This window comes from Roseomonas fluvialis, assembly GCF_022846615.1.
Classification (GTDB): Bacteria; Pseudomonadota; Alphaproteobacteria; order Acetobacterales; family Acetobacteraceae; genus Neoroseomonas; species Neoroseomonas fluvialis.
On the sequence record NZ_AP025637.1, the window covers coordinates 5,061,582 to 5,083,249 of the forward strand.

The 21,668-nt window shown below is 72.2% G+C and carries 22 protein-coding genes; 12 read left to right on the forward strand and 10 right to left on the reverse strand.

Features of this window, described 5'->3' with window-relative positions; translation table 11 throughout:
• Positions 1–7 precede the first annotated feature (7 nt).
• Together MWM08_RS24275 and MWM08_RS24280 are read right to left on the reverse strand one after the other, a co-directional pair.
• Positions 8–253 carry a hypothetical protein gene (locus tag MWM08_RS24275; protein ID WP_244457037.1) on the reverse strand — a complete coding sequence of 82 codons (246 nt, stop codon included), beginning with the start codon at positions 251–253 and terminating at the stop codon, positions 8–10.
• 50 nt (positions 254–303) lie between these two features.
• Positions 304–1,560 carry a toll/interleukin-1 receptor domain-containing protein gene (locus MWM08_RS24280; protein WP_244457038.1) on the reverse strand — a complete coding sequence of 419 codons (1,257 nt, stop codon included), beginning with the start codon at positions 1,558–1,560 and terminating at the stop codon, positions 304–306.
• Positions 1,561–1,756: 196 nt separating this feature from the next.
• On the opposite strand from MWM08_RS24280, the gene MWM08_RS24285 reads away from it, so the two are divergent.
• The 4 genes from MWM08_RS24285 (at position 1,757) to MWM08_RS24300 (ending at position 5,838) form a co-directional block, all read left to right on the forward strand.
• Entirely contained in the window at positions 1,757–3,478 is a 1,722-nt protein-coding gene (locus tag MWM08_RS24285; RefSeq protein WP_244457039.1) for a tetratricopeptide repeat-containing protein, read from the forward strand.
• Positions 3,475–4,194 carry a Crp/Fnr family transcriptional regulator gene (locus tag MWM08_RS24290; protein WP_244457040.1) on the forward strand — a complete coding sequence of 240 codons (720 nt, stop codon included), beginning with the start codon at positions 3,475–3,477 and terminating at the stop codon, positions 4,192–4,194. Before MWM08_RS24285 ends, MWM08_RS24290 begins: the two co-directional genes overlap by 4 nt.
• Positions 4,191–5,012, forward strand: a complete 822-nt coding sequence (locus tag MWM08_RS24295; RefSeq protein ID WP_244457041.1) for a M35 family metallo-endopeptidase — start codon at positions 4,191–4,193, stop codon at positions 5,010–5,012. Before MWM08_RS24290 ends, MWM08_RS24295 begins: the two co-directional genes overlap by 4 nt.
• 157 nt (positions 5,013–5,169) lie before the next feature.
• Positions 5,170–5,838 (forward strand): M35 family metalloendopeptidase, encoded by a 669-nt coding sequence (locus MWM08_RS24300; RefSeq protein WP_244457042.1) that lies wholly within the window; start codon positions 5,170–5,172, stop codon positions 5,836–5,838.
• Between the two features lie 201 nt (positions 5,839–6,039).
• Here the strand turns inward: MWM08_RS24300 and MWM08_RS24305 are convergent, their stop codons facing one another.
• The 4 genes from MWM08_RS24305 to MWM08_RS24320 all read right to left on the reverse strand — a co-directional run bounded on the left by MWM08_RS24305 (position 6,040) and on the right by MWM08_RS24320 (position 9,489).
• Complete coding sequence (locus MWM08_RS24305; protein WP_244457043.1) at positions 6,040–7,194, reverse strand: MFS transporter; 1,155 nt, start codon at positions 7,192–7,194, stop codon at positions 6,040–6,042.
• Between the two features lie 47 nt (positions 7,195–7,241).
• On the reverse strand, positions 7,242–8,303 hold the full coding sequence (locus tag MWM08_RS24310; RefSeq protein ID WP_244457044.1) for an NAD(P)-dependent oxidoreductase: 1,062 nt from the start codon (positions 8,301–8,303) through the stop codon (positions 7,242–7,244).
• Positions 8,304–8,370: 67 nt separating this feature from the next.
• Positions 8,371–8,688: a c-type cytochrome gene (locus MWM08_RS24315; RefSeq protein ID WP_244457045.1), complete on the reverse strand. Its 318-nt coding sequence runs from the start codon at positions 8,686–8,688 to the stop codon at positions 8,371–8,373.
• A 57-nt stretch (positions 8,689–8,745) separates the two neighbouring features.
• Positions 8,746–9,489 (reverse strand): SDR family NAD(P)-dependent oxidoreductase, encoded by a 744-nt coding sequence (locus tag MWM08_RS24320; protein WP_244457046.1) that lies wholly within the window; start codon positions 9,487–9,489, stop codon positions 8,746–8,748.
• A gap of 79 nt (positions 9,490–9,568) precedes the next feature.
• On the opposite strand from MWM08_RS24320, the gene MWM08_RS24325 reads away from it, so the two are divergent.
• Genes MWM08_RS24325 through MWM08_RS24345 form a run of 5 tightly spaced genes read left to right on the forward strand, consistent with a single transcriptional unit; the run spans position 9,569 to position 14,471 of the window.
• A complete protein-coding gene (locus tag MWM08_RS24325; protein ID WP_244457047.1) occupies positions 9,569–10,345 on the forward strand; it encodes an SDR family NAD(P)-dependent oxidoreductase in 777 nt (258 codons plus the stop codon).
• A gap of 12 nt (positions 10,346–10,357) precedes the next feature.
• Positions 10,358–11,569 (forward strand): acyl-CoA dehydrogenase family protein, encoded by a 1,212-nt coding sequence (locus MWM08_RS24330; RefSeq protein ID WP_244457048.1) that lies wholly within the window; start codon positions 10,358–10,360, stop codon positions 11,567–11,569.
• Entirely contained in the window at positions 11,562–12,539 is a 978-nt protein-coding gene (locus MWM08_RS24335) for a phosphotransferase family protein (RefSeq protein ID WP_244457049.1), read from the forward strand. The genes MWM08_RS24330 and MWM08_RS24335 overlap by 8 nt, the downstream gene beginning before the upstream one ends.
• Entirely contained in the window at positions 12,529–12,864 is a 336-nt protein-coding gene (locus MWM08_RS24340; RefSeq protein WP_244457050.1) for a DUF6285 domain-containing protein, read from the forward strand. Before MWM08_RS24335 ends, MWM08_RS24340 begins: the two co-directional genes overlap by 11 nt.
• Positions 12,861–14,471 (forward strand): long-chain-fatty-acid--CoA ligase, encoded by a 1,611-nt coding sequence (locus tag MWM08_RS24345; RefSeq protein WP_423815996.1) that lies wholly within the window; start codon positions 12,861–12,863, stop codon positions 14,469–14,471. Before MWM08_RS24340 ends, MWM08_RS24345 begins: the two co-directional genes overlap by 4 nt.
• 183 nt (positions 14,472–14,654) lie before the next feature.
• On the opposite strand, the gene MWM08_RS24350 is transcribed toward MWM08_RS24345, so the two are convergent.
• The 4 genes from MWM08_RS24350 to MWM08_RS24365 all read right to left on the reverse strand — a co-directional run bounded on the left by MWM08_RS24350 (position 14,655) and on the right by MWM08_RS24365 (position 18,674).
• Positions 14,655–15,899, reverse strand: a complete 1,245-nt coding sequence (locus MWM08_RS24350; protein WP_244457051.1) for an MFS transporter — start codon at positions 15,897–15,899, stop codon at positions 14,655–14,657.
• Between the two features lie 43 nt (positions 15,900–15,942).
• The gene (locus MWM08_RS24355; protein ID WP_244457052.1) at positions 15,943–17,211 is read right to left on the reverse strand and encodes a DNA polymerase IV; all 1,269 of its coding nucleotides are present in this window, start codon (positions 17,209–17,211) and stop codon (positions 15,943–15,945) included.
• Between the two features lie 138 nt (positions 17,212–17,349).
• Positions 17,350–17,787 (reverse strand): hypothetical protein, encoded by a 438-nt coding sequence (locus MWM08_RS24360; protein WP_244457053.1) that lies wholly within the window; start codon positions 17,785–17,787, stop codon positions 17,350–17,352.
• A complete protein-coding gene (locus tag MWM08_RS24365; RefSeq protein WP_244457054.1) occupies positions 17,784–18,674 on the reverse strand; it encodes an ROK family protein in 891 nt (296 codons plus the stop codon). Before MWM08_RS24365 ends, MWM08_RS24360 begins: the two co-directional genes overlap by 4 nt.
• A gap of 186 nt (positions 18,675–18,860) precedes the next feature.
• Here MWM08_RS24365 and MWM08_RS24370 point away from each other — a divergent pair, with 186 nt between their 5' ends.
• The 3 genes from MWM08_RS24370 (at position 18,861) to MWM08_RS24380 (ending at position 21,664) form a co-directional block, all read left to right on the forward strand.
• Positions 18,861–19,100: a sulfurtransferase TusA family protein gene (locus MWM08_RS24370; RefSeq protein ID WP_198371637.1), complete on the forward strand. Its 240-nt coding sequence runs from the start codon at positions 18,861–18,863 to the stop codon at positions 19,098–19,100.
• A complete protein-coding gene (locus MWM08_RS24375) occupies positions 19,097–20,026 on the forward strand; it encodes a histone deacetylase family protein (protein WP_244457055.1) in 930 nt (309 codons plus the stop codon). Before MWM08_RS24370 ends, MWM08_RS24375 begins: the two co-directional genes overlap by 4 nt.
• Before the next feature lie 72 nt (positions 20,027–20,098).
• On the forward strand, positions 20,099–21,664 hold the full coding sequence (locus tag MWM08_RS24380) for an ABC transporter substrate-binding protein (protein ID WP_244457056.1): 1,566 nt from the start codon (positions 20,099–20,101) through the stop codon (positions 21,662–21,664).
• The last annotated feature ends 4 nt before the right edge of the window (positions 21,665–21,668 follow it).

The following is a 21,668-nucleotide window of genomic DNA, read 5'->3' on the forward strand; positions in this document are numbered from 1 at the left end:
GTGTCCTTCACGGTGTCAGGCGGATCATGCGCTGCGCCTGGCACAAATCCTCGCGCGCGCGATCCTCGACGCGCCCATCGGCCCAGCGGATGCGCAGGTCGTTCAGGCAGGGCGTACCGGCCGGCGGTGTGAGATGCAGCGCGCTGCCCGGCGGCAGTTCCACGCGCCCGAGCAGCGATGTCCCGAAGCGCGCCTGCCCGCTCGGCGAGAGTTCCAGCGCCACCACCGGTGCTGCGCCGCCATTCATCAGCATGAAGGGGCGTGGCCGCGGGTCCTGCGCAACTGCAGGCGCCGCCAGCAGGCCTAGCGCGACGGCGACCCAGCGGCGCCTTTGCTTCCCTCGAAACGCAAATCGGGTGCGGCGCACAGGTCAACCCCCGGACGATCCTCGGTCCTGCCGCCAACATAGACGACGCGAATGTTGAACAGACAACCCTGCCCGGCCGGAGCGCGCAACAGCACGGCGTTGCCCGGCGTGAGTTGCGCCTGGCCGAGCCAGTCCTCCCGCCCCACGCCCTCGTCCAGGCGGGCGACGAAGACCTGGGTGATGGTCTCGCTCGCGACGTTCAGCACGCGCGCGGCCGGCTGCGGCCGGGGCGGCGGCGCCTGCGTCATGCTGCGCGGCGCCGAGGGCGGTTCCACGCCGGCGAAGGGTGCCGGGGCCGGGGGCAGCGGCAAGGGCACGGGCGCCAGCCCCGCGAGCGGCCCCGCCGTGCCGGCCAACCCGCCAGCCGGCGGTGGCGGCGCGGCGGCAACGGCGGCCTGTGGCGCCGGGCTGGCGGGCCGCGTGGGCTCCGCGGCAACGACCGCTGCCGCCACGGCACCGGTCGCGCCGCGCGCATCCGACCCGAACAGCGCCTTGATCTGCGGCTCGAAGTACCAGGCGGCGGCCACCGCCGCGCCCAGCACAGCCACCACCCCCGCCACCACCGCAATACCCAGGCCACGGCGCGGCGCCGGCAGATGCGGCGCGGGCGCGGCCTTCGCCCCGTCGGCGCGGGGCGCCTGGGCGGCGCCCGCGGGCGGACGCGGTGCGGCGGGCCTGGCCGGTGCGGCGGAATCGGGCCGCGGCGGCGCGCCATCCTGCCGCGGGGCGGCCGCGCGGGCCGCGGCCACCATGGCAGCTGCCTGGGCGCGCGGAATCTCGATCGTGGCATCGGCCGCAAGAGCGATCCGCACGCCGGCCGCCAGCACATCGGCGTGCTGGTCGATCGGCGGGGGGAACACGTTCAGCCAGTGCGACCCCGCGAGGTGCAGCCGCAGCGCACCGCCCGGCTGGCAATCCTCGATCCGCACCGGCACCAGCGCGAGGGACTGCGAGACCGCCGTCACCACCTCGTTCCTGACATGCACGGAGCCCGCGGTGTGCCGCGACAGCACCAGCACCATGGCATGCGCCCGGCCGATCGCGGTCAGGATCGCCTCGCCCCAGTCGGCGCCAGCCGGCACGTCGCGCGGGGCGATCCAGCAGCGAATGCCGCGCGCTTCCAGCGCCGCGCAGACCGCATCCGCGGCGGCGCGGTCGGCTGACGCGTAGCTGAGGAAGACATCGTGAGGCATGGCGTCGTCCGGGACGGTTGCGTTCTCGCACAGGCCGGGCGGGTGCGCCATGCGTCAGCGCACGCAACGGAGGGGTCGGGTGCCGGTCAGCCATCCCCACTGGCAGGGAAACCACGCCGGCCGCCCACCGACGCGCCACGTTGCCGCGCGGTGACGTCCCCCCTAGGATGCCATTCCAATTCCGCGCCGAGGCCCGATGTCCGACCCGCTCGCGGAGGTCCTGGCGCTGGAGGCCGAGGGCCTCCTGTTTTCCGCCCATGACAGGGCCATGGCAGCGCTGGCCGAGCATCCCGACGATGCCGCGCTGCGCTATCGCGCCACGCTGACCATTGCGCGCGCCGGGGCCACGGCCATGGCGCTCGACCTGTTCCACCGGCTGCGCCTGGACGCCGAGCCGGACCCCGAGATCGCAACCCTCGGCGCCCGCCTCATCAAGGACCGCGCCTTCGAACAGCCCGCCGCGGTGCGCGGCCCGCTGCTGGCCGAGGCCGCGCAGCGCTATGCCGCCCTATGGCGCATCCACGGCGCCGGCTGGCACGGCGTGAACGCCGCCGCGTTGCGCCTGCTGGGCGGCGACGCGCCGGGCGCGGCCGAGGTCGCCCGCCAGGTGCTCGAGAGCCACCGCGACGCCGGTGACTATTGGTCGGCCGCAACCCAGGCCGAGGCGCTGCTGCTGGCCGGCCGCGTGCTCGAATCCCGCCGCGCCCTCGAGGAAGCGGAATCGCGCGCCGGCGCCGACATCTCGGCCCGCGCCACCACCCGGCGCCAGATGCGGCGCGAGGCCGCCGCCCTCGGCCTCGCCCCTGGCTTCGTCGATGCGCTGCGGGTGCCGGCCGTGCTGCACTACACCGGCCACATGCCGAAGCCCGGCCAGGACGACCCGGGGCTCGAGGCGTCCATCGCCGCCATGCTGGACGCCCGCATCGCCGAGGAGAATGTCGGCGCGGCCTTCGGCGGGCTCGCCGCCGGCTTCGATATCCTGGCGGCGGAGGCGCTGCTGCGCGCGGGCATCAGCCCCACCGCCGTGCTGCCCTGCGATCCCGAGACCTACGAGGCCGATTCCGTCGCCCCCGCCGGCGAACGCTGGGTGGCGCGCTTCCGCGCCCTGCTGCCGCGGGTGCGCGTCATTCAGCTCGACGAACGCCCCTTCCCCGACGACGACCTGCACCTGGCCCTGGCCGGGCGCCGCGCCATGGGCCTGGCGCGCCTGCACGCGCGCCATCGCGACGGGCCGGCTGTGCAGGTCGCGTCCTGGGACGGCCAGCCGGCACGCGGCGCGGCGGGCACCGGTGCGGATGTTGGATCCTGGACCGCGGCCGGCGGGCGGTCGCTGCACATCCCCTGGCCCTGGCCGCGCAATGGCAGCGGAAACGGCCTGCCGGCGGCGCGCCGCCGCGCCATGGCGGTGCTGTTCGGGGACCTGCCGCGCTTCAGCGCGCTGGACGATGCCGGGCTCGCCACCTTCTACGAAGGCCCGCTGGCGGCGATGGGCGCGGCGCTCGACCGGCATCCCGCCACCTATCGCAACGCCTGGGGCGATGCGGTGCAGATCACCTTCGACGACGTCGCCGCCGCCGCCGCCTGCGCCTTCGACATGCGCACCGCGCTGGCGGCACAGGACCCGCCGATCCACCCCCGCTTCGCGATCGACTTCGGGCCGCTGCTGCCGGTGCACGATGCGGTGCAGCGCGCCGACAAGTTCTCCGGCCGTGCCATGACGCGCGCCGCGCGCATCGAGCCCGTCACCCCCCCCGGGCGGATCTTCGCCACCGAGGCCTTTGCCTGCGAGGTCGCGTTGCTGCCGCATGGCGCGGGCCTCGCTTGCGACTATGCCGGACGAATCCCGACCGCGAAGGGGTTCGGGTCCCTGCCCCTGTACGCGCTGCGCCGGTCCGGCGCCGAGGAGGAACTGGCATGAGCGATACGCGCCTGGCCGAGGAACTCGGCCGCATCGCGCTGTTGAAGGACCTGCCCGCACCCGCGCTGGCGCGCCTGGCCGACGGCGCGCGCCGCGTCGCCCCGCCCGATGGCGCGCCGCTGTTCTCCCAGGGCGACCCGCCCGATGCGGTGTATGCCGTGCTCGAAGGCCGCGGGCGCGTGCGCGTGGGCGCCCCCGACAACGCGGCCAAGCGCCTGATGGTCGAGGTATTCCGCGCCGGCGATGTGTTCGGCGAGATCGGCGTGCTGGATGGCGCGACCCGCAGCGCCGATGCGGTGGTGATCGGGGAGGTGAAGCTCGTGCGCATCGCCGCCCCCGTCTTCCTGGAGACCGCGGAGACGGAACCGGCACTGGGCCTGGCGCTGGCGCGGCTGCTTTCGGTGCGGCTGCGGCGCACCTTCGGCCTGCTGCAGGACGCCACCTTCGCACCGCTGGAAGTGCGGCTCGCGCGGCAGGTGATGTATCTGCTCAAGGCCGACAGTGTGAAGACCGAGAAGGGCACGCGGCTCGCGGCACGGTTCCGGCAGGGCGACCTCGCGGACCTGCTGGGGGCGACCACGCGAAGCATCATCTCGATCCTGAATGCCTGGCGGGCAGCGAACCTGGTCGCCTACGACACCGAGAAAGCCTTCCTGTTCGTGCTGGACGAGGCCGGGCTGGCCGCGGTGGCGGCGGGGCCGCGGGACGGGACGTGACGCGCGCGCCGGCATCCGCGCGGCGGCTGGCGTTTTTGGCGGCGCTGCTGGTCATGGCGCCGCCGGCGCTGGCGCAGCCGGGGCCGGACAAGTCAACGCCGCAGCCGCGCATGCCGCAGGTGCTCTCGCCGCTCGACCCGGCGCCTCAGGGGCGCGGGCTGCCGCGGGTCATCACCCCCATGGACATGGCGCCCCCGGGCGGCGGCGCGCCGGACACCGCGCCACCGCAGCCGGCGGCGGCACCCCGCGCGGCGCAGCCGAACGCGGCGGGCACCGCGTGCACCCCCCAGCAGGTGGCGGCCATCACCGCCGCCCTGGTGCAGGCGCGCAGCAGGATCACGGCCGGCGTCCGCATGCTCGCCGAGGAGCCGGACCATCCGCATGTCCGGATGTGGTTCGGCACGGCGTCGCGCACCATGGTGATGAACGTGCTCCAGCGCACCGGCACGCGGCTGTCGAGCACCGCCGGCGTTGAGCTGCACTGCAACGACACGTCGCGCTGCGTCGGCGCGGTCACCGCCTATGCCCAGTACCTGACGCGCACGCTGGTCGATGCGCAGGGGCGCCCCGCCGCGTCCTATCGGCTCGACGAAGGGCAGGTGCTGGGCGTGTGCCCCGCCTTCTTCCGCGCCGGCATGGAGGGGACCGGCACGCGCTGGGGCATCCTGGTGCACGAGGCGACGCATTTCGCCGCTGCGACGAAGGACCACGTCTATGGCCGCGCGGCCGCGCTGGCGCTGGCGCGGACCGACCCGGCGCGCGCGCTGGAGAATGCCGACAACTACATGCTGTTCATCGAGACGTTGCCGCGGCGGTGAGGACAGGCGGGGCACGCCGGCCGGCCCGATGCGCCGCGGTGCGGCGCGCGACCATGAAGGGCTTCGTGGCGGTGCGGGCCACGGCGTGCTTCGGTGCGACACCATGCGCCTGACCCAGCCGGCTCCGCGCCCCCACGCTTGGCTTCTTGCCGCGGCGGTGGCCTTGTTCGTCCTGCCGGCTGCGGCCCAGGCACCACTGCCGGACGCGCCGCCGCCCACCGTCACGCTGCCAACCGACAAGCCCCCCGCGCTCGAACCCAACCGCCAGGTCCTGGTCGTCGAGGCGCCGCGCGACAAGCCGCCGCCGCTGGAGCGCGGCCCCGCCGACATCGCCGGCCCGGCCTGCGACGCCCAGCACCACCAGCCGCTGATCGAAGAGGCCCTGGCCACCGCACGCACCCGCATCCAGGACGCCATCCGCCTGGTGCGCGACGAACCCGACCACCCGCATGTCCGCCGCTGGTTCGGCGATGCGCCGCGCAAGACCATCCGCATCACGCTCGAACTGACCGCGGCGCGGCTGCAGGACATGACGGGGGTCGAGATCCGCTGCAACGACCCGCCCGGCTGCCCCGGCGGGCGTTTCGCCTATGCCAATGAACGCAGCATGGTGATGGGCCTGTGCCCGCCCTTCTTTCGCGCGCGGATGGAAGGCACCGACAGCCGCTGGGGCATCCTGATCCACGAGGCATCGCACCTGGCGGCGAATACGCGCGACCACGCCTATCGCCCGACCGGCGCGCTGACCCTGGCGAAGGAAAGCCCGGCGCGCGCCGCCGAGAACGCCGACAACTACGAGTATTTCGTCGAGACACTGCCCCGGTAGCGCCTGCCTGCCCGCCTGCATCGGACCGCGACCCACCCGGCTACCGTCGCGCCGCAGGCGCGCCCTCGCGTGGCGGCCGCAGGCGCGCCCTCGCTTGGTAGCCGCAGGCGCGCCGTGGCGGGATGGCAGCAGGCGCGCCGTCGCGGGATGCATGACGACAGAAAGCAGGCGCGGGCCGGTGGCGGAATCCACCGTCGACGCTCAGCGTGCTGGCATGCGCAGCGCGAACAGCGCCGCCACCGCCACCGCGCCCAGCCCCGCCGTCAGCCACAGCGCCTGTGCCCCCACCGCATCCACCAGCAGCCCGAAGCCGAAGGGGGCCAGCGCCTGCGCCGCGCGCGCCGGTGCGGTGATGAAGCCCTGCCGCTGCCCATAGCCGACCGGTCCGAACACCGCGAGCGGCAGCGTGCCGCGCGTGATGGTCAGCATCCCGTTCCCCGCGCCATGGATCAGCACGAAGACCGCCGCCATCGGCGCGCCGCCCGCCAGCAGCACCACCACCGCGATGGGGTGCAACGACGCCGCGATGCGTGCCGAGACCAGTGGCGAGACCTTGCGCAGGAAGGTGAATTCCAGGATGCGCGCCGCCACCTGCGCCGGGCCGAGCAGCGCGCCAGCCGCCACCGCCGCCACCGCCGTGGCCCCCGCCGCCTGAAGCAGTCCGGGCAGATGCGCACCCAGTGCGGCCGCGCTGAAGCCCGCCGTCGCGAGCACGAAGGCGATCAGCGCCATGTCGCGCATGCGCGGCGGCGGCCCGGCATCGCCCGCCGCGGCGGAGGCACGCTCCGGCGGCGGCGCGCGCGGCACCAGCAGGCGGTTCAATGGCAACCCCAGCACGACATGCAGCGCTGCCCACCCGAGGCAGGCCCCGCGCCAGCCCCATTCCGCCTCCATCAGCGCCGTGGCCGGCCAGCCCACCGTGCTGGCGAAGCCGGCGATCAGCGTGATGCCCGTGATGCTGTTGCGCGCTTCCTTGCCATAGAGCCCGGCGAGCGTCGCGAAGGCGGCGTCATACAAGCCCATCGCCATCGCCACGCCCATCACGGCCCAGGCCAGCCCGAACACGACGGGCCCGGGTGACAGCCCCATCATCAGCAGCCCGACGGCGAAGACGATGTTGGACACCGCCAGCACGTCCCGCCCGCCACGCCGGTCGATCGCGCGCCCCGCCATCGGTCCGAGGAAGGCGGTCAGCAGCAGCGCCCCGGAGAAGACGCCGAAGATGGTGGCGCGGGAGACACCGAATTCTGCCGCGATCGGCGCCGCCAGGATGGCCGGGATATAGTAGGACGACGCCCAGGAGAGGGTCTGCGTCGTGCCCAGCACGGAGACGGTCAGCGGGCGGGAGGTGGCCATGGCCGCCATCCTCCCGCGCGCGCGCCGCCGCGCCAAGCCGGATCAGGTCACGCGTGGTCCGTGATGTCGCGCCCGAGCGCCGCGCGATAGCGTTCCGCCACGCGCGCCTTGACCTCCGGGTTGATGATGCGCGGCGGGAAGCGGCCCGCGGCAAAGGCGGAGAAGGCCTCGGCCGCGATGCGCGTGATCATGGCGCGGCTCTCATGCGTGACGCCGGCGGTGTGCTGCGTGCAGATGACGGCGGGGTGCGACAGCAGCGGGTGGTCGGCCGGCGGCGGTTCCTGTTCCCAGACATCGAGGCCCGCCGCGGCGATGTGGCCGGATTGCAGCGCGGCCAGCAGCGCGCCCTCGTCATGGATCGACCCTCGCGCGGTCGTCACCAGCACCGATCCGGGCTTCATCGCGGCGAAGCCGTCGGCTGCCATCATCGCGCGCGATTCGGGGGTCAGCGGGCAATGGATGGACACGATGTCGCATTGCGCCAGCATCGCCGCCAGGTCGTCGCATTTCTCCGCGCCACGGTCGGCAACTGTCGCGGCATCGACATAAGGGTCATAGGCCAGAACGCGGCACTGGAAGGCGGCATGCAGGATGGCGGCAGTCCGCGTGCCGACATTGCCGATGCCGATCAGCCCGACGGTCTTGCCGAGCAGGTTGCGGCCCATGAACTCCTCGCGCCGCTGGGCACGGCCCTCGCGCATCGCGGCGTGGCATTCGGGAAAGCGCTTCAGCAGCGCGAGCATCATGCCGACGGCGTGTTCCGCGACCGCCTCCGCATTGCCACCGGCCTGGTTGACCAGCAGCACGCCCGCACGGGTGCAGGCGGCGGGTTCGATGGTGTCGTAGCCGGCGCCCTGGGAGGCCGCCATCAGCAGGTTCGGCAGCCGCGCCAGCAGCGTGTCGTTGACATGGAAGGGCTTGGGCAACTCGTCGCGCGACGCACGCACATAGTAACCCTGGCAGGTGGCAAGCTGCGCCAGCGCGGCGTTCTCGCCCTCGTCGAGCGTGAGGCGCACGAGTTCGAGCGCCGGGTCCTTCGCAGCGGTTTCCAGGAAGGACTGGTGCGGCACCTTGATCAGGTAGCCGATGCGGAAGCGTTCATTGGACACGCGCGTTTCCCCCAAGGATGTTCCGCTTTGGGTAGCGCGGGATTCGCGGCGGCGCCAGCGGGGGGGCTCAGCGCCGCAGGGACAGCAGGTATGCCACCAGGTCGTCGAGCTGTTCGCGCGTCAGGTGGTAGTCCGGCATGCCGGCATGCGGGGTCTGCAGGAAGACCCGCAGCGACATCGAGGTGCTGGAGGGCATCGCGGCGATGGACGCGAAGGGCGCGGCCACATCGGTCGCCGGCCCCGGGCCGCCGGGCGCGATGCGGTGGCAGTTGGCGCACCAGTTGGCGGCCAGGCCGCGTCCGGCACGGACATCGCCCGGTTCGGGCTGCGCGAGCGCCGGCGCGGCCAGGGCCGCCAGCGCGGCGAAAACGGCAAGGGAACGCATGGGCACCTCCATCGACAGGGGGGCAGTCTCCCGTGCCGGGCGGAGGCGCGCCTTGCGTCAGGCCAAATAGACCCCGCCGTTGATGTGATAGACTTGGCCGGTGATCCATTCCGCAGCGTCCGACGCCAGGTAGGCCATCAGCCCCGCGATCTCCTCCGGCCGGCCCATGCGGCCGAGCGGCAGGGCCTTCGCCATCTCCGCCAGCTCCGCATCGGTGTTGCCGTAGCGCGGCTGCGCCGTGTCGGTCAGGCCCGGTGCGATGGCGTTCACGCGGATGCCATGCGGCGCCAGCGCCAGCGCCATCGACCGCGTGATGCCGATGATCCCGGTCTTGGTCGCCGAGTAGTGCACGCCCAGCACCGCCCCGCGCACCGAGGAGGAGGAGAGGTTCAGGATCACGCCCCTGATGCCGTGCGCGACCATGTGCCGCGCCGCCGCCTGCGCGCAGAAGGCGCTGCCCTTCAGGTTCACGTCCAGCACACGGTCCCACTCGCCCTCGGTCATCTGCAGGAATTCGACGCGCGGGAAGATGCCGGCATTGTTCACCAGCACGTCGATTCGCCCCAGCGCATCGATCGCGCCCTGCACCAGCGCGGCGCATTCGTTGGCGGTGCCGACGCTACCCTGCAGCAGCACCGCGCGGCGCCCGGCGGCGCGGATCTCGGCCGCGACAGCCTCGGCGGCGGCCTGGTCGTCCAGCCAGTTGATCGCGATGTCGTGCCCCGCCGCCGCCAGCGCGCGCGCCGCGGCGGCGCCGATTCCCTGCTGCGCGCCGGTCACCAGCGCGGTCCTGACGGTCATGCGGTCTCTCCTGTTTCGCACCGCAGCATCGCGGGGCTTGCGGGGCAGCGCAACGGGTGGCAGGCAGGCGGACGGGAGCATGGAACGCATGGACATCGCCGGGCTGTTCTCGCTGGAAGGCCGCCGCGCGCTCGTGACCGGAGCCTCCGGCGTGCTGGGGGCGCATTTCGCACGTGTGCTGCATGACGCGGGGGCGCAGGTGGCGCTGGCCGCGCGGCGCGTGGACGCGACGCGCGCGCTGGCCGCTGAACTCGGCCCGCGCGCCGCCTCCGTGCCGCTGGACGTGACCGACGCCGCGACCATCCCCGCCGCCTTCGATGCGGCCGAGGCCGCGCTCGGCGGACCCTGCGACATCCTGGTGAACAATGCCGGCATCGCGGTGACGAAGCCGCTGCTGCAGCAGGACATCGAGGATTGGGACGGCGTCATGGCCGTGAACCTGCGCGGCTGCTTCCTGGTGGGGCAGGAAGTCGCGAAGCGCCTGGCCGCGGCGAAGCTGCCGGGGTCGATCATCAACATCGCGTCCGTGCTGGGCGAGCGCATCATCCCCGGCGTGGCAGGCTACACCGCGGCGAAGGCCGGGCTGCTGCACCTCACGCGCCAGATGGCCGTGGAACTCGCGCGCTACGGCATCCGCGTGAACGCGATCGCGCCCGGATACGTCGCGACCGACATCAACCGTGACTACTTCGCCTCCGAACCCGGCCAGGCGATGGTCAAGCGCATTCCGCAGCGCCGGCTGGGGTCGCCCGACGACCTCACGGGCCCGCTGCTGCTGCTGGCCTCCGCCGCCGGCGCGCACATGACGGGTGCGACGGTCACGGTGGATGGCGGGCATTCGGTCAACGCATTGTAGGAACGCCCCGCCATGGACTTCGTGCTGCCGCCCGAGATCGAGGACATCCGCATCCGCATCCGCCGTTTCGTGGATGAGCGGCTCATCCCGCTCGAATCCGATCGTGCCAACTATGACGAGCACGAGAACATCGGACCGCACGTGCTGGTGCAGATGCGTGCCGCGGCGAAGGCGGAAGGTCTCTGGGCACTACAGATGCCCAAGCGCCTGGGTGGCCTGGAACTCCCGCGCATCGGCATGGCCGCCTGCTACGAGGAAATGAACCGCTCCATCTTCGGCCCCGTGGTGTTCAATTCCGCGGCACCCGACGACGGCAACATGATGATCCTCGACCGCGTGCTGCCCGAGGCGATGAAGCCCGAATGGCTGCAACCGATCGTGGACGGCCAGGTGCAGTCGGCCTTCGCGATGACCGAACCGGATGGCTGCGGCTCCGACCCCGGCCTGACCTACACGAAGGCGGAGCGCGTCGGGAACGACCGCTGGCGCATCACCGGGCGCAAGTGGTTCATCACCGGCGCGGGCAATGCGCGGATCTTCATCATCATCGCGCGCACGTCGGACGACGAGCGCAAGGGCCTGTCGGCCTTCCTGTTCAAGGCGGACACGCCCGGCTGGAACATCGTCCGCCGCATCCCGATCATGGGGCCGGAGGAACATGGCGGGCATTGCGAACTTGTCTTCGACGGGCTGGAAATCCCGGACAGCCAGCGCCTGATGGGCGTCGGCGACGGGCTGAAGCTCACGCAGATGCGCCTGGGCATCGCGCGCCTGACGCACTGCATGCGCTGGACGGGCCTCGCGCGGCGCTGCCTCGAGATCGCGATGGAGCGCATCAAGCAGCGCGATTCCTTCGGCCAGAAGCTGGTCGACCGTGAAAGCGTGCAGGGCCTGGTGGGGCAAGCCGCGATGGAGATCGAGATCGGCCGCCTGCTGACCATGCGCGCCGCCTGGGCGCTCGACCAGGGTTCCTTCGCGCGCAAGGAGGTGTCGATGGCGAAGATCGTTGTCGCCGACGCCTTGCATAAATCCGTGGATACCGCGCTGCAGCTGCTCGGCGCGCGCGGCTATTCCAAGGACACGGTGATCGAATGGATCTACCGCTACGCCCGCCAGGCGCGGCTGGTTGATGGCGCGTCCGAAGTGCACCGCATGGTGCTGGCGAACATCCTGCGCGCCGAGGGCGACGGCTTCTTCCGCTGGGGCCAGGCCGGGCATGGATGAGGCGCGGCTGACAGCGTGGCTTCGCGCGACGACCGGCGACGCTTCGCTGGCCATTGAACGCGCGTCGCTGCTATCGGGCGGCGCCATCCAACAGAACTGGGCGATCGACGTCAGCGGCGGGCGGTCCTGGGTGCTGCGCACGGACAATGCCGCCACGCTCGCCGTCAGCCACGGCCGCGCCCAGGAATTTTGCCTGTTGCGCGCCGCCTTCGCCGCCGGCGTGACGGTCCCCGAACCGCTCTTCCTGTGCGAGGACGGCGCGGTGATCGGCGCGCCCTTCTTCGTCATGGCGCGTGTCGCCGGCACCGCAGCGGCGCATCGCGTGGTGCGCAGCGATACGCTGGGCGGCGGGCGCGAAGCCTGCGTGCGCGCGCTGGGCCGCGAGTTGGCGCGCATCCATTCCATCACGCCACCACGCGCGGACCTGGCGTTCCTCGGCCCGCCGCCGGACGATCCCTGCCGGGCCTTCATCGCCGACCAGCGCGCAGCGCTCGACCGCCAGCGCCATCCACGCCCGGTACTGGAATGGGGCCTGCGGCACCTCGAGCGTACGGCCCCGCCGCCGGTCGCGCCTGTGCTCGTCCACAACGACTTCCGCACCGGCAACATCATGCTCGACGAGGCCGGCGTCACCGCCGTGCTCGACTGGGAATTCGCGTTGTGGTCTGACCCTCACGCTGACCTCGGCTGGCTCTGCGCCAAGTGCTGGCGCTTCGGCAATGACGCGAATGAAGCCGGCGGCATCGGCCCGCGCGCCGCGCTTTACGAAGGCTACGGCGCGGTGGACGATGCCCGCGTGCGCTGGTGGGAACTCGCCGCGCACATCCGCTGGGCGTCGATCGCGGTGGACCAGGCGGAACGTCACATCTCCGGCGTCGAGCGCAGCCTGGAACTGGCACTGACCGGCCACATGGTGCCCGGCCTGGAATGGGAAATCCTGCGCATCGTGGAGGCCCGTGATGCTGCGTGAACCGCCGGATGCCACCGACCTGCTCGCCACCGCGCGCGACGTATTGCTGAACGAATTGCTACCCGCCCTGCCGGCGGAGAAGGCCTTCGCCGCGCGCATGGTGGCCAATGCCATGGCCATCGCGGCGCGCGAGGCCGCGCAGGATGACGCCTGGCAAGGTGCCGCGCTGGCGCACATGGGCGGCGACGTACGCACCTTCGCCGCCGCCATCCGCGCCGGCGCACATGATCCCGGCACGCCGCGCCATACCGAGGTCGCGACCCTGCTCGACGACGTGACGCGCGCGCGCTGCGCCGTCAGCGCGCCCAAGGTGATCGCGCGATGATGGCCGACGACCTGCCGCCCAACGCGGCGAACCACGTGCCGCTCTCGCCGGTGTCGTTCCTCGCGCGGGCGGCGCGCATCTGGCCGGGACGCACCGCCATCATCCATGGCGCGCGGCGCGTGACCTACGCGCAGTACCTGGATCGCAGCCGGCGTCTGGCCTCCGCGCTGCGCCAGGCCGGCGTCGCAGCGGGGGACGTGGTGGCGGCGCTCCTGCCCAACATCCCCGAAATGCTCGAAGCGCATATGGGCGTGCCGATGGCCGGCGCGGTGCTGTGTCCGGTCAATACGCGGCTTGATGCGCCGACCGTGCGGTTCATCCTGGGTCACTCCGGCGCGAAGCTGCTGCTGGTCGACCGCGAATTCGCCGCGCTGGCGGCCGCCGCGCTGGATGGCGCGGAAGCCCCGCCGCGCGTCGTCGTCGTGGACGACCCGGAAGGTCCCGGCGGCAGCGCGATCGACGCCACGCCCTACGAGGATTTCCTCGCCACCGGCGACGCCGCCTTTCCGGTTGTGCCGCCGACCGACGAATGGGCGGCGATCTCGCTCTCCTACACGTCCGGCACCACGGGGGACCCGAAGGGCGTGGTGGTGCATCACCGCGGCGCCTACCTGAATGCCTGCGGCAATGCGCTGGCCTTCGGGCTGAACCCGACCAGCGTCTATCTCTGGACGCTGCCGATGTTCCACTGCAATGGCTGGACCTATACCTGGGCCGTGACGTTGCAGGGCGGTGTGCATATCTGCCTGCGCCGCGTCGATCCGGCGCGCATCTTTGCGCTGATCGCCGAACATGGCGTGACGCACCTGTGCGCCGCGCCCGTCGTGCTGACCATGCTGATCCATGCGCCGGCTGACCAGCAGCGCGCCTTCGCAAATCGCATCGGCATCGCCACCGGCGGCGCCGCGCCGCCCTCCCCGGTGATTGCGGCGATGGAGCGCATGGGGTTCGACGTCACGCACCTGTACGGTCTGACCGAATGCTACGGACCCTCGCTGCTGTGTGCCTGGCAGCCGGAACTCGCGAACCTGGCCTTGCCGGACAAGGCGGCCTTCATGGCGCGCCAGGGCGTGCCGCTGCCAACACTGGAAGACGCGACGGTGATCGACGCCCAGACCGGCGCGCGCGTGCCCGCCGATGGCGCGACGCTCGGCGAGATCGTGCTGCGCGGCAACACGGTGATGAAGGGCTACCTGCGCAATCCGCGCGCCAATGAAGCCGCCTTCGCCGGCGGCTGGTTTCGCACCGGGGACCTCGGCGTGCTGCACCCCGACGGCTACATCGAGGTGAAGGACCGCGCCAAGGATATCGTGATCTCCGGCGGCGAGAACATCAGTAGCCTCGAGGTCGAGGAAGCCCTCTACAAGCACCCCGATGTCATGGAGGCCGCCGTCGTCGCCCACCCCGACCCGAAATGGGGCGAGGTGCCGCACGCCTTCGTTACGCTCAAGCCCGGTGCCAGCGCGACGACCGCCGACATCATCGCGCATTGCCGCGCGCATCTCGCGCATTTCAAGGCGCCGCGGCACGTCACTTTCGGCCCGCTGCCCAAGACCGCGACCGGCAAGATCCAGAAATTCGAACTGCGCCGCGCGCTGACAGGCTGACGCCAACGGCCGATGTCGTCGACCGCTGGCATCGGCTGTTCCGCCCCACAAGGTTGGGCGAAGAGATCCGACTTGCGCGGCTTCGCGCGACGCTGCGCGGCGCCCATTCGGGCGCTGCTGCGTGTGGCAGGATGCGGCCGGCGACGCCATGGCTGGCCGGGGGGAATGCCTGCGGCCCGCCCGCTACCCCCGGACCGGCCGCACCGTCGCCAGGATCACCGCCCCCAGCGCCAGGAACACCAGGACCGTCGACATCCCGAGCGCTTGGCTGCCGGTGGCGGCCGTGACCGCCGCCAATACCGCCGGCCCCAGGAAGCCGGTGATCCGCCCCGACAGCGCGAACAGTCCGAAATGCGATGCGCATTGCCCGTCCGGCGCCATCTGCGCCATCAGCGTGCGCGACGCCGCCTGCGCCGGCCCCATGAAGATGCCCAGGGCCATCGCGAGCGCCCAGAACCAGGTCACACTGGCGGTCAGCAGCAGCGCCGCCCCCAGGACGACCATGCATACCAGCGCGATCATCACGACGCGCTTCGCACCGATCCGGTCATCGATCAGGCCGAATCCCGCCGCGCCCAACCCGGCCGTGACGTTCAGCGCGATGCCGAACAGCAGGATATCCTCCATCCCCATGCCATGCACGCCGGCGGCATAAATGGCGCCAAAGGCGAACAGCGTGTTCAGCCCATCGGTGTAGAACAGCCGCGCCACCAGGAATCGCAGCATGTCCGGCCGCTGCGGCAGGCCCTGGATCAGCCGCTTCGTATCCGCCAGGCACGCCGCCACCGCCTGCCCCGGCGGCAGGCGCGCGCCCGGCCTGTCCGGCACGAACATCAGCACCGGCCAGGCGAACACCAGCGTCCAGGCGCCGACCAGCAGCGCGGTGGCGCGCACATGCTCGCTCTCGGCGCGATCCAGGCCGAACAGCGCGGGGTTGGGCTGGATCAGCAACACCAGCGCAACACCCAGGCATACCAGTCCGCCCGCATAGCCCAGCCCCCAGGCCAGGCCCGACACGCGTCCCAGGTGCTCCGGCGTCGTCACCTCCGGCAGCATGGCGTTGTAGAAGACCGTGCCGATCTCGAAGGCGATGGTCGCAAGACCGACGCAGACCAGCACGTACAGCGTCCAGGACGGGTCGGGCAGCGCGAACCAGACCAGCGCCGTGCAGGCCGCGGTGACCAGCGTGCAGGCCGCCAGCATCATCCGCCGCCCGCCATTGTCCGCCAGCGCGCCGAGCACGGGTGACAGAAGCGCGATGCAGACCGCCGCGACGGTCTGCATCCAGCCCCATTGCGCCTGGCCGGTGGCCGGGTCGGGCGCGATGCCCTGGGAGAAATAGGCGGCGATCACGAAGGTCGATACGACCGTCGGAAAGGCGCTGTTCGCCCAGTCGAAGGTGGCCCAGGCGATCGCCTTGCGGTTCATCTGCCCGGCGTGCCGGAAACGCGCGGCGGGCGCAAGCGCGGCATTATCCGCGCGGGGGCTTGGGCAGGCCGCGCCCGCGTACCACCGCGCCCTCGCCGAAGCGCGCCCGCAGCGATTCCACCGCCGCCCAGCGCGCGGCACGCTTGGGTGCCTCGGGGTCGGCGAGGTCGCCGCGATCGGCCTGGTCCGCCGGCGCGAGAGGCTGCGCGCCGATGCCGATCAGGCGGAAGGCGGTGCCGTCCGCCTCGCGCGCCAGCAGCGGGCGCGCGGCGGCAAACAGCACGTCGGGCAGGGTGGTCGGCTGCGCCAGACGGGCGGCGCGGGTGCGAATGGCGAAGGCGGCGGTCTTGAGCTTCAGCGTGACGCCGGCGGCGGCCAGGTCCTTGTCCTTCAGGCGGCGCGCGAGCTTCTCGCACAACCGCCACAGCGGAGCCTCGAGCGCGGCCTGCGTCGTCATGTCGGTCTCGAAGGTGGTCTCGGCGCTGACCGATTTCGTCTCGCGCGACGGGTCGACACGGCGGCTGTCCTCGCCGCGCGCGCGCGCGGCCAACGCAGGCCCGTCCTCGCCGAAGCGCGCCGCCGCGTCGCGCGGGGACAGCGTGCCGAGCTGCCCCAGCGTGCTGAACCCCGCCGCCTGCAGCCGCTTCGCCATGGCGGGCCCGACGCCCGGCAGCAGCGAGACCGGCTGCGGCGCGAGCCAGGCCGCGGCTTCATCGGCACCGATCACCGCGAAGCCGCGCGGCTTGTCGCGTTCCGCTGCCAGCTTCGCCATCAGCCGATTGGCTGCCAGGCCGATCGAGACCGTCACCCCCACCTCGCGTTCCACCGCAGCGGCGAAGCGCGCCAGTACCAGCGCCGGCGGCGCGCCGTGCAGCGCCTGCGTGCCGGACAGGTCGAGCACCGCCTCGTCGATCGACAGTGGCTGCACGAGCGGCGTGAGCGCCTCCATCATGGCACGGATGCGCCGACCCTCGGTCACGTATTTCGCCATGTCGGGCTTGATCACAACGGCATCGGGGCAGGCCGACAGCGCCTTGAACATCGGCATCGCACTGCGCACGCCGCGGGTGCGCGCGATGTAGCAGCAGGCCGCCACCACGCCGCGCTTCCCGCCCCCCACGATCACGGGGCGGGTCAGCAATTCGGGCCGGTCGCGCTTCTCGACGCTGGCGTAGAAGGCATCGCAATCGACATGCGCGACCGACAGCGCGAACAGGTCCTCATGCGTCACCACCCGGCGCGACCCGCAGGACGGGCAGCGCGCGAAACCGTCCTCGGCGGCATGCAGGCAGTCGCGGCACAGCGCGGGCATGGTGCGGGGACCGCGCTGGCCGTGGCGGCGCCGCTAGAGCACCACCCGCTCAAACAGGATCGCTTGAGCGGGTAAAGGTGCTCGCAAAAACAAATGGGTAGAGTGCATCAGGTGAGCCCTTGCGAACGGAAGGCGCCGCTATGCCGGCACCGCGCGGCGACGCACCACGAAGGGCATGGCCGCCAGCCACGCGAGCAGCACCAGTCCCAGCACCTGCGTCGCGAGGCCGCGCGGCGCGCGCGTGCCGGCCAGTCCGCTCGCGTCCAGCAGCAGGCCGAGCGCAACGTCGCACGCAACCACCAGGGCGAGTGCCACGCCCGCCACCAGCGCCCGCGCGCGCGGCGTCGGCGCCGCCAGCCGCGCCACCACCCATCGCGCTGCCAGCCAGAGCAGCACCGCCATCGCGACGGCCTCTGCCAAAGCGGCGGGGACGGCGCCGAAGGTCGGCGCGAGCAGCAACTCCCGCACGGGACCGAGCGCGCCGCCCGCCGCGAAGGCGAGCGCCCCATAGGTCAGGCCTGGCGTGATGGCCGCCGCGCGCGGCCCGGGATCGGCGCGGGAGGGTTCGCCGGTCATGCCGAATCCCACAGTCGCGCCGCGCCGAACACGCCGGAGGAATCGCCGTGCCGTGCCTGCACGATGGGCGTGCGCGCCACGTCGCCCAGCACATGCCGCGCCATCAGCGGCGGCACCTTCGCGTACAGATGTTGCATGTTCGACAGGCCTCCACCCAGCACGATCACGTCGGGATCCAGGATATTCGCGATCAGCCCGAGCGCCCGCGCCAGCCGATCCGCGTGCCGGGCGAGCGCCGCCGCGGCGCGGTCCTCGCCGGCCGCGGCGCGCGCCGGGATCGCCCCCGCATCGCGCGCGCCAGGCCCGTCGCAATCCGCCGCCAGCGCCGGACCCGACAGGAAGGTCTCGAGACATCCATGGCGCCCGCACCAGCAGCGCGGGCCAGGAAATTCCGCGGCGGTCATCCAGGGCAGCGGCGTGTGGCCCCATTCGCCAGCGGTGCCGTTCGGCCCATCCAGGATGCGACCGGAACTCACGATGCCGCCGCCGCAGCCGGTGCCGATGATGACGGCAAACACCGTGCGGTGTCCGGCGCCGGCGCCGTCCGCCGCCTCGCTCATGGCCAGGCAGTTGGCGTCGTTGGTCACGCGGACCTCGCGCCCGATCGCGGCGGCCACGTCGCGGTCCAGCTTCTGGCCGTTCAGCGCCTGGGAATTCGCGTTGCGCACCAGACCAGTGGCGGGGCTGAGGCTGCCGGGGATGCCGATGCCTACCGTGCCGCGCGTGCCGGTCTCGCGCTCCGCCTGCGCCACCAGCGCGGCGATCGTCTCGACGATGCCGGGATAGTCGGGCGGGGTCGGGCGGCGATGACGCAGCCGCAGTGCGCCGTCGCGGTCGAGTGCGACGATCTCGGTCTTGGTGCCGCCGAGGTCGATGCCGAAGCGCATCCGCGTCAGGCCCAGGCCCGCCGCGCCGGGCCTGGCCGTGGCAGCGGAACCTGGCCGGGCAGCGGTGCCCGCGCGCGAGTCGAATGGCCCATGATTCGGCACCTCCGCGCACAGTCTGCACCGACATGCCTGCCGCGCGGAACCCTGTGCTGGACGCGCCCGGCCCGCGGTGGTGCAATCGAGTGCATGAGTGAGACGCTGCTCGACGTGAAGGGCCTCACCTGCCCGCTGCCGGTGCTCAAGGCCAACAAGGCGCTGCGCGGGCTGCCGGCCGGCGCGCGGCTGACGGTCCTCGCGACCGACCCCGCCTCGGTCGCCGATTTCCGCGCCTTCTGCAAGGAAACCGGGCACGCGCTCGTCGCCTTCGGCGAGGAGGCCGGCGCGTATCGTTTCGTGATCCGCAAGCGCGAGGACCCACCGGCGTGAGTGTCCTGCTGCTGACCCACCGCGCCTGCCTGCACCACGACCCGGGGCCGCACCATCCGGAATGCCCCGACCGGTTGCGATCCGTGCTCAAGGCGCTGGATGCGGGGGAATTCGCGGACCTCATCCGCGACCAGGCGCCGCTCGCCACGATCGAACAACTGATCCGCGTGCATCCGGAAAACTACGTCTCCGCCATCCTCGGGATCCGCCCGGAACCGGATGAACGCGTGCCGCTCGATGGTGACACGCTGATGTCCTGGGGCAGTGCCGAGGCCGCGTTGCGCGCCGCGGGCGCAGCCGTGGCCGCGGTGGACGCCGTGATGAAGGGCGAGGTTCGGCGCGCCTTCTGTGCCACGCGCCCGCCGGGGCACCATTGCGAACCCGGTCGGCCGATGGGATTCTGCCTGTTCGCCAACGCCGCCATCGCCGCGCGCCATGCGCAGGCGGCGCACGGCGCGGCGCGCGTCGCAGTGGTGGATTTCGACGTGCACCACGGCAACGGCACCCAGGCCTGCTTCGAGGCCGATCCCTCGCTGTTCTACGCAAGCAGCCACCAATGGCCGCTCTATCCCGGCACCGGCGACGTGAGCGAACGTGGCGTCGGCAATATCCTGAACGTAACGCTGCCGCCCGGCGCCGATGGCGCGGCGTTCCGCGCCGCCTGGGCAGATCAGATCATTCCCGCGCTGGAGGAATTCGCGCCCGACCTGCTGGTGATCTCGGCCGGCTTCGACGCGCATGCCGCCGACCCGCTGGCGCAGCTGCGCGTGCGCGAGGCCGACTTCGCGCAGGTGACGGAGGCACTGTGCGGCGTGGCGGAACGCCATTGCGGCGGGCGCGTCGTGTCCCTGCTGGAAGGTGGCTATGACCTCGAGGCGCTGGGACGATCGGCCGCGGCGCATGTGCGCGCGCTGATGCGGGCGTGACCCGCGCCCTGTTGCGCCGCAGCATCAACCCTGCCTAGCCTTCGCGAGGAACCAGCGCGAAGGGGATCGACGATGCGACGGCGTCTTGCGGGCCAGGTACTGGCCATCCTTCTCCTGGCCGGCCTGGTGCTTCCGGCCGCAGCGCGCGCGCAGACCGTCACCGCGGTGCTGGAAGCCGAGATCGTCACGCTCGATCCGCATTTCACGCCTGCCTACATCACCCGCACCTTCGGCTACATGGTGTTCGACACGCTGTTCGCGATGAACGGCCAGGGCCAGGTGCGCCCGCAGATGGTGCAGGACTGGACCAGTTCCCCAGACGGGCTGACCTGGACCTTCACCCTGCGCGAGGGGTTGCGCTGGCACGACGGCACGCCCGTGACGGCAGCGGATTGCGTGGCATCCCTGCGGCGCTGGGGTGCGCGCAGCGCGCTCGGCAGCCGGCTGCTGGCGGCGACGGCGTCGATCGAAGCGCGCGATGCGCGGACCTTCGTCCTCACGCTGAAGGAACCCTTCGGGCTGGTGCTGGACACGCTCGGCACGACGTCATCGCCGGTGCCGTTCATGATGCCGGAGCGCCTGGCGCGCACGCCGGGCACGGAACGCATCACGGAGATCATCGGCTCCGGTCCCTTCACCTACAGCCGTGCCGACCACCGTACCGGCGACAGGATGCTGCTGCGCCGCAACGCCGCCTACGTGCCGCGCGCCGAGCCTTCGGACTACCTCGCGGGCGGCAAGGTGGCGCGCATCGATGCGCTCGACATCCGTGTGATCCCGGACGGCGCGACGGCGGTGGCCGCGATGCGCGCGGGCGAGATCGACTATATCCAGTACGCGCCCTTCGACCTGCTCGGGCAGCTCGAACGCGACCGCCGCGTGCGGGTGCAGTCCTTCACCGGCCTCGATCAGTTCACCGGGCACTATCGCACCAATGCGGCGTCGGGGCCCTTCGCAGACCCGGCCATCCGCCGCGTGCTGCTGCACCTGGTGGACCAGGCGGAAGTCATGGCCGGCTTCGGCCTGTCGGACCGCTATGCGCGCACCTGCAACGCCTTCTTCATCTGCGGGTCGCCGTATGAATCGGCGGTTGGCACGGAACCCATGCAGCGCCCGTCCATCGAGGCCGCGCGCGAGGCGCTGCGCCAGACGCGCTACGCCGGTGAACCCGTGGTGGTGCTGGTGGCGAATGACCTCGAGGCGGCGAAGATCTCGAGCGAGATCCTGGCCGACCGCCTGCGCCGCGCCGGCTTCAACGTGGACATGCAGGTGATGGACTGGGCGTCGGTGCTGGCGCGCCGCACGCGCCGCGACGGCTGGTCGGTGTTCGGCGTGCATGCGCTGGGCGTGGACCTGCACAACCCGCTGACCAATTCCGTGATCGGCTTCAACTGCACCAATGCGTTGACCGGCGGCTTCCATTGCCAGGAAGGCCTGACGCCGCTGTTCGCGCAATTCGCCGCCGCGCCCACGCTGGAAGCGCGCCAGGCGCTCGCGGCGCAGATGCAGCAGATCGTCTATGGCCAGGCGATGGCGGTGCCGTGGGGGCAGTTCGCACAGCCGGCGGTGCATCGCGTGCAGCTCAACAACCTGATCCCGTCTGCCATCCCGCTGTTCTGGAACGTCGAGAAGCGTTGATCCC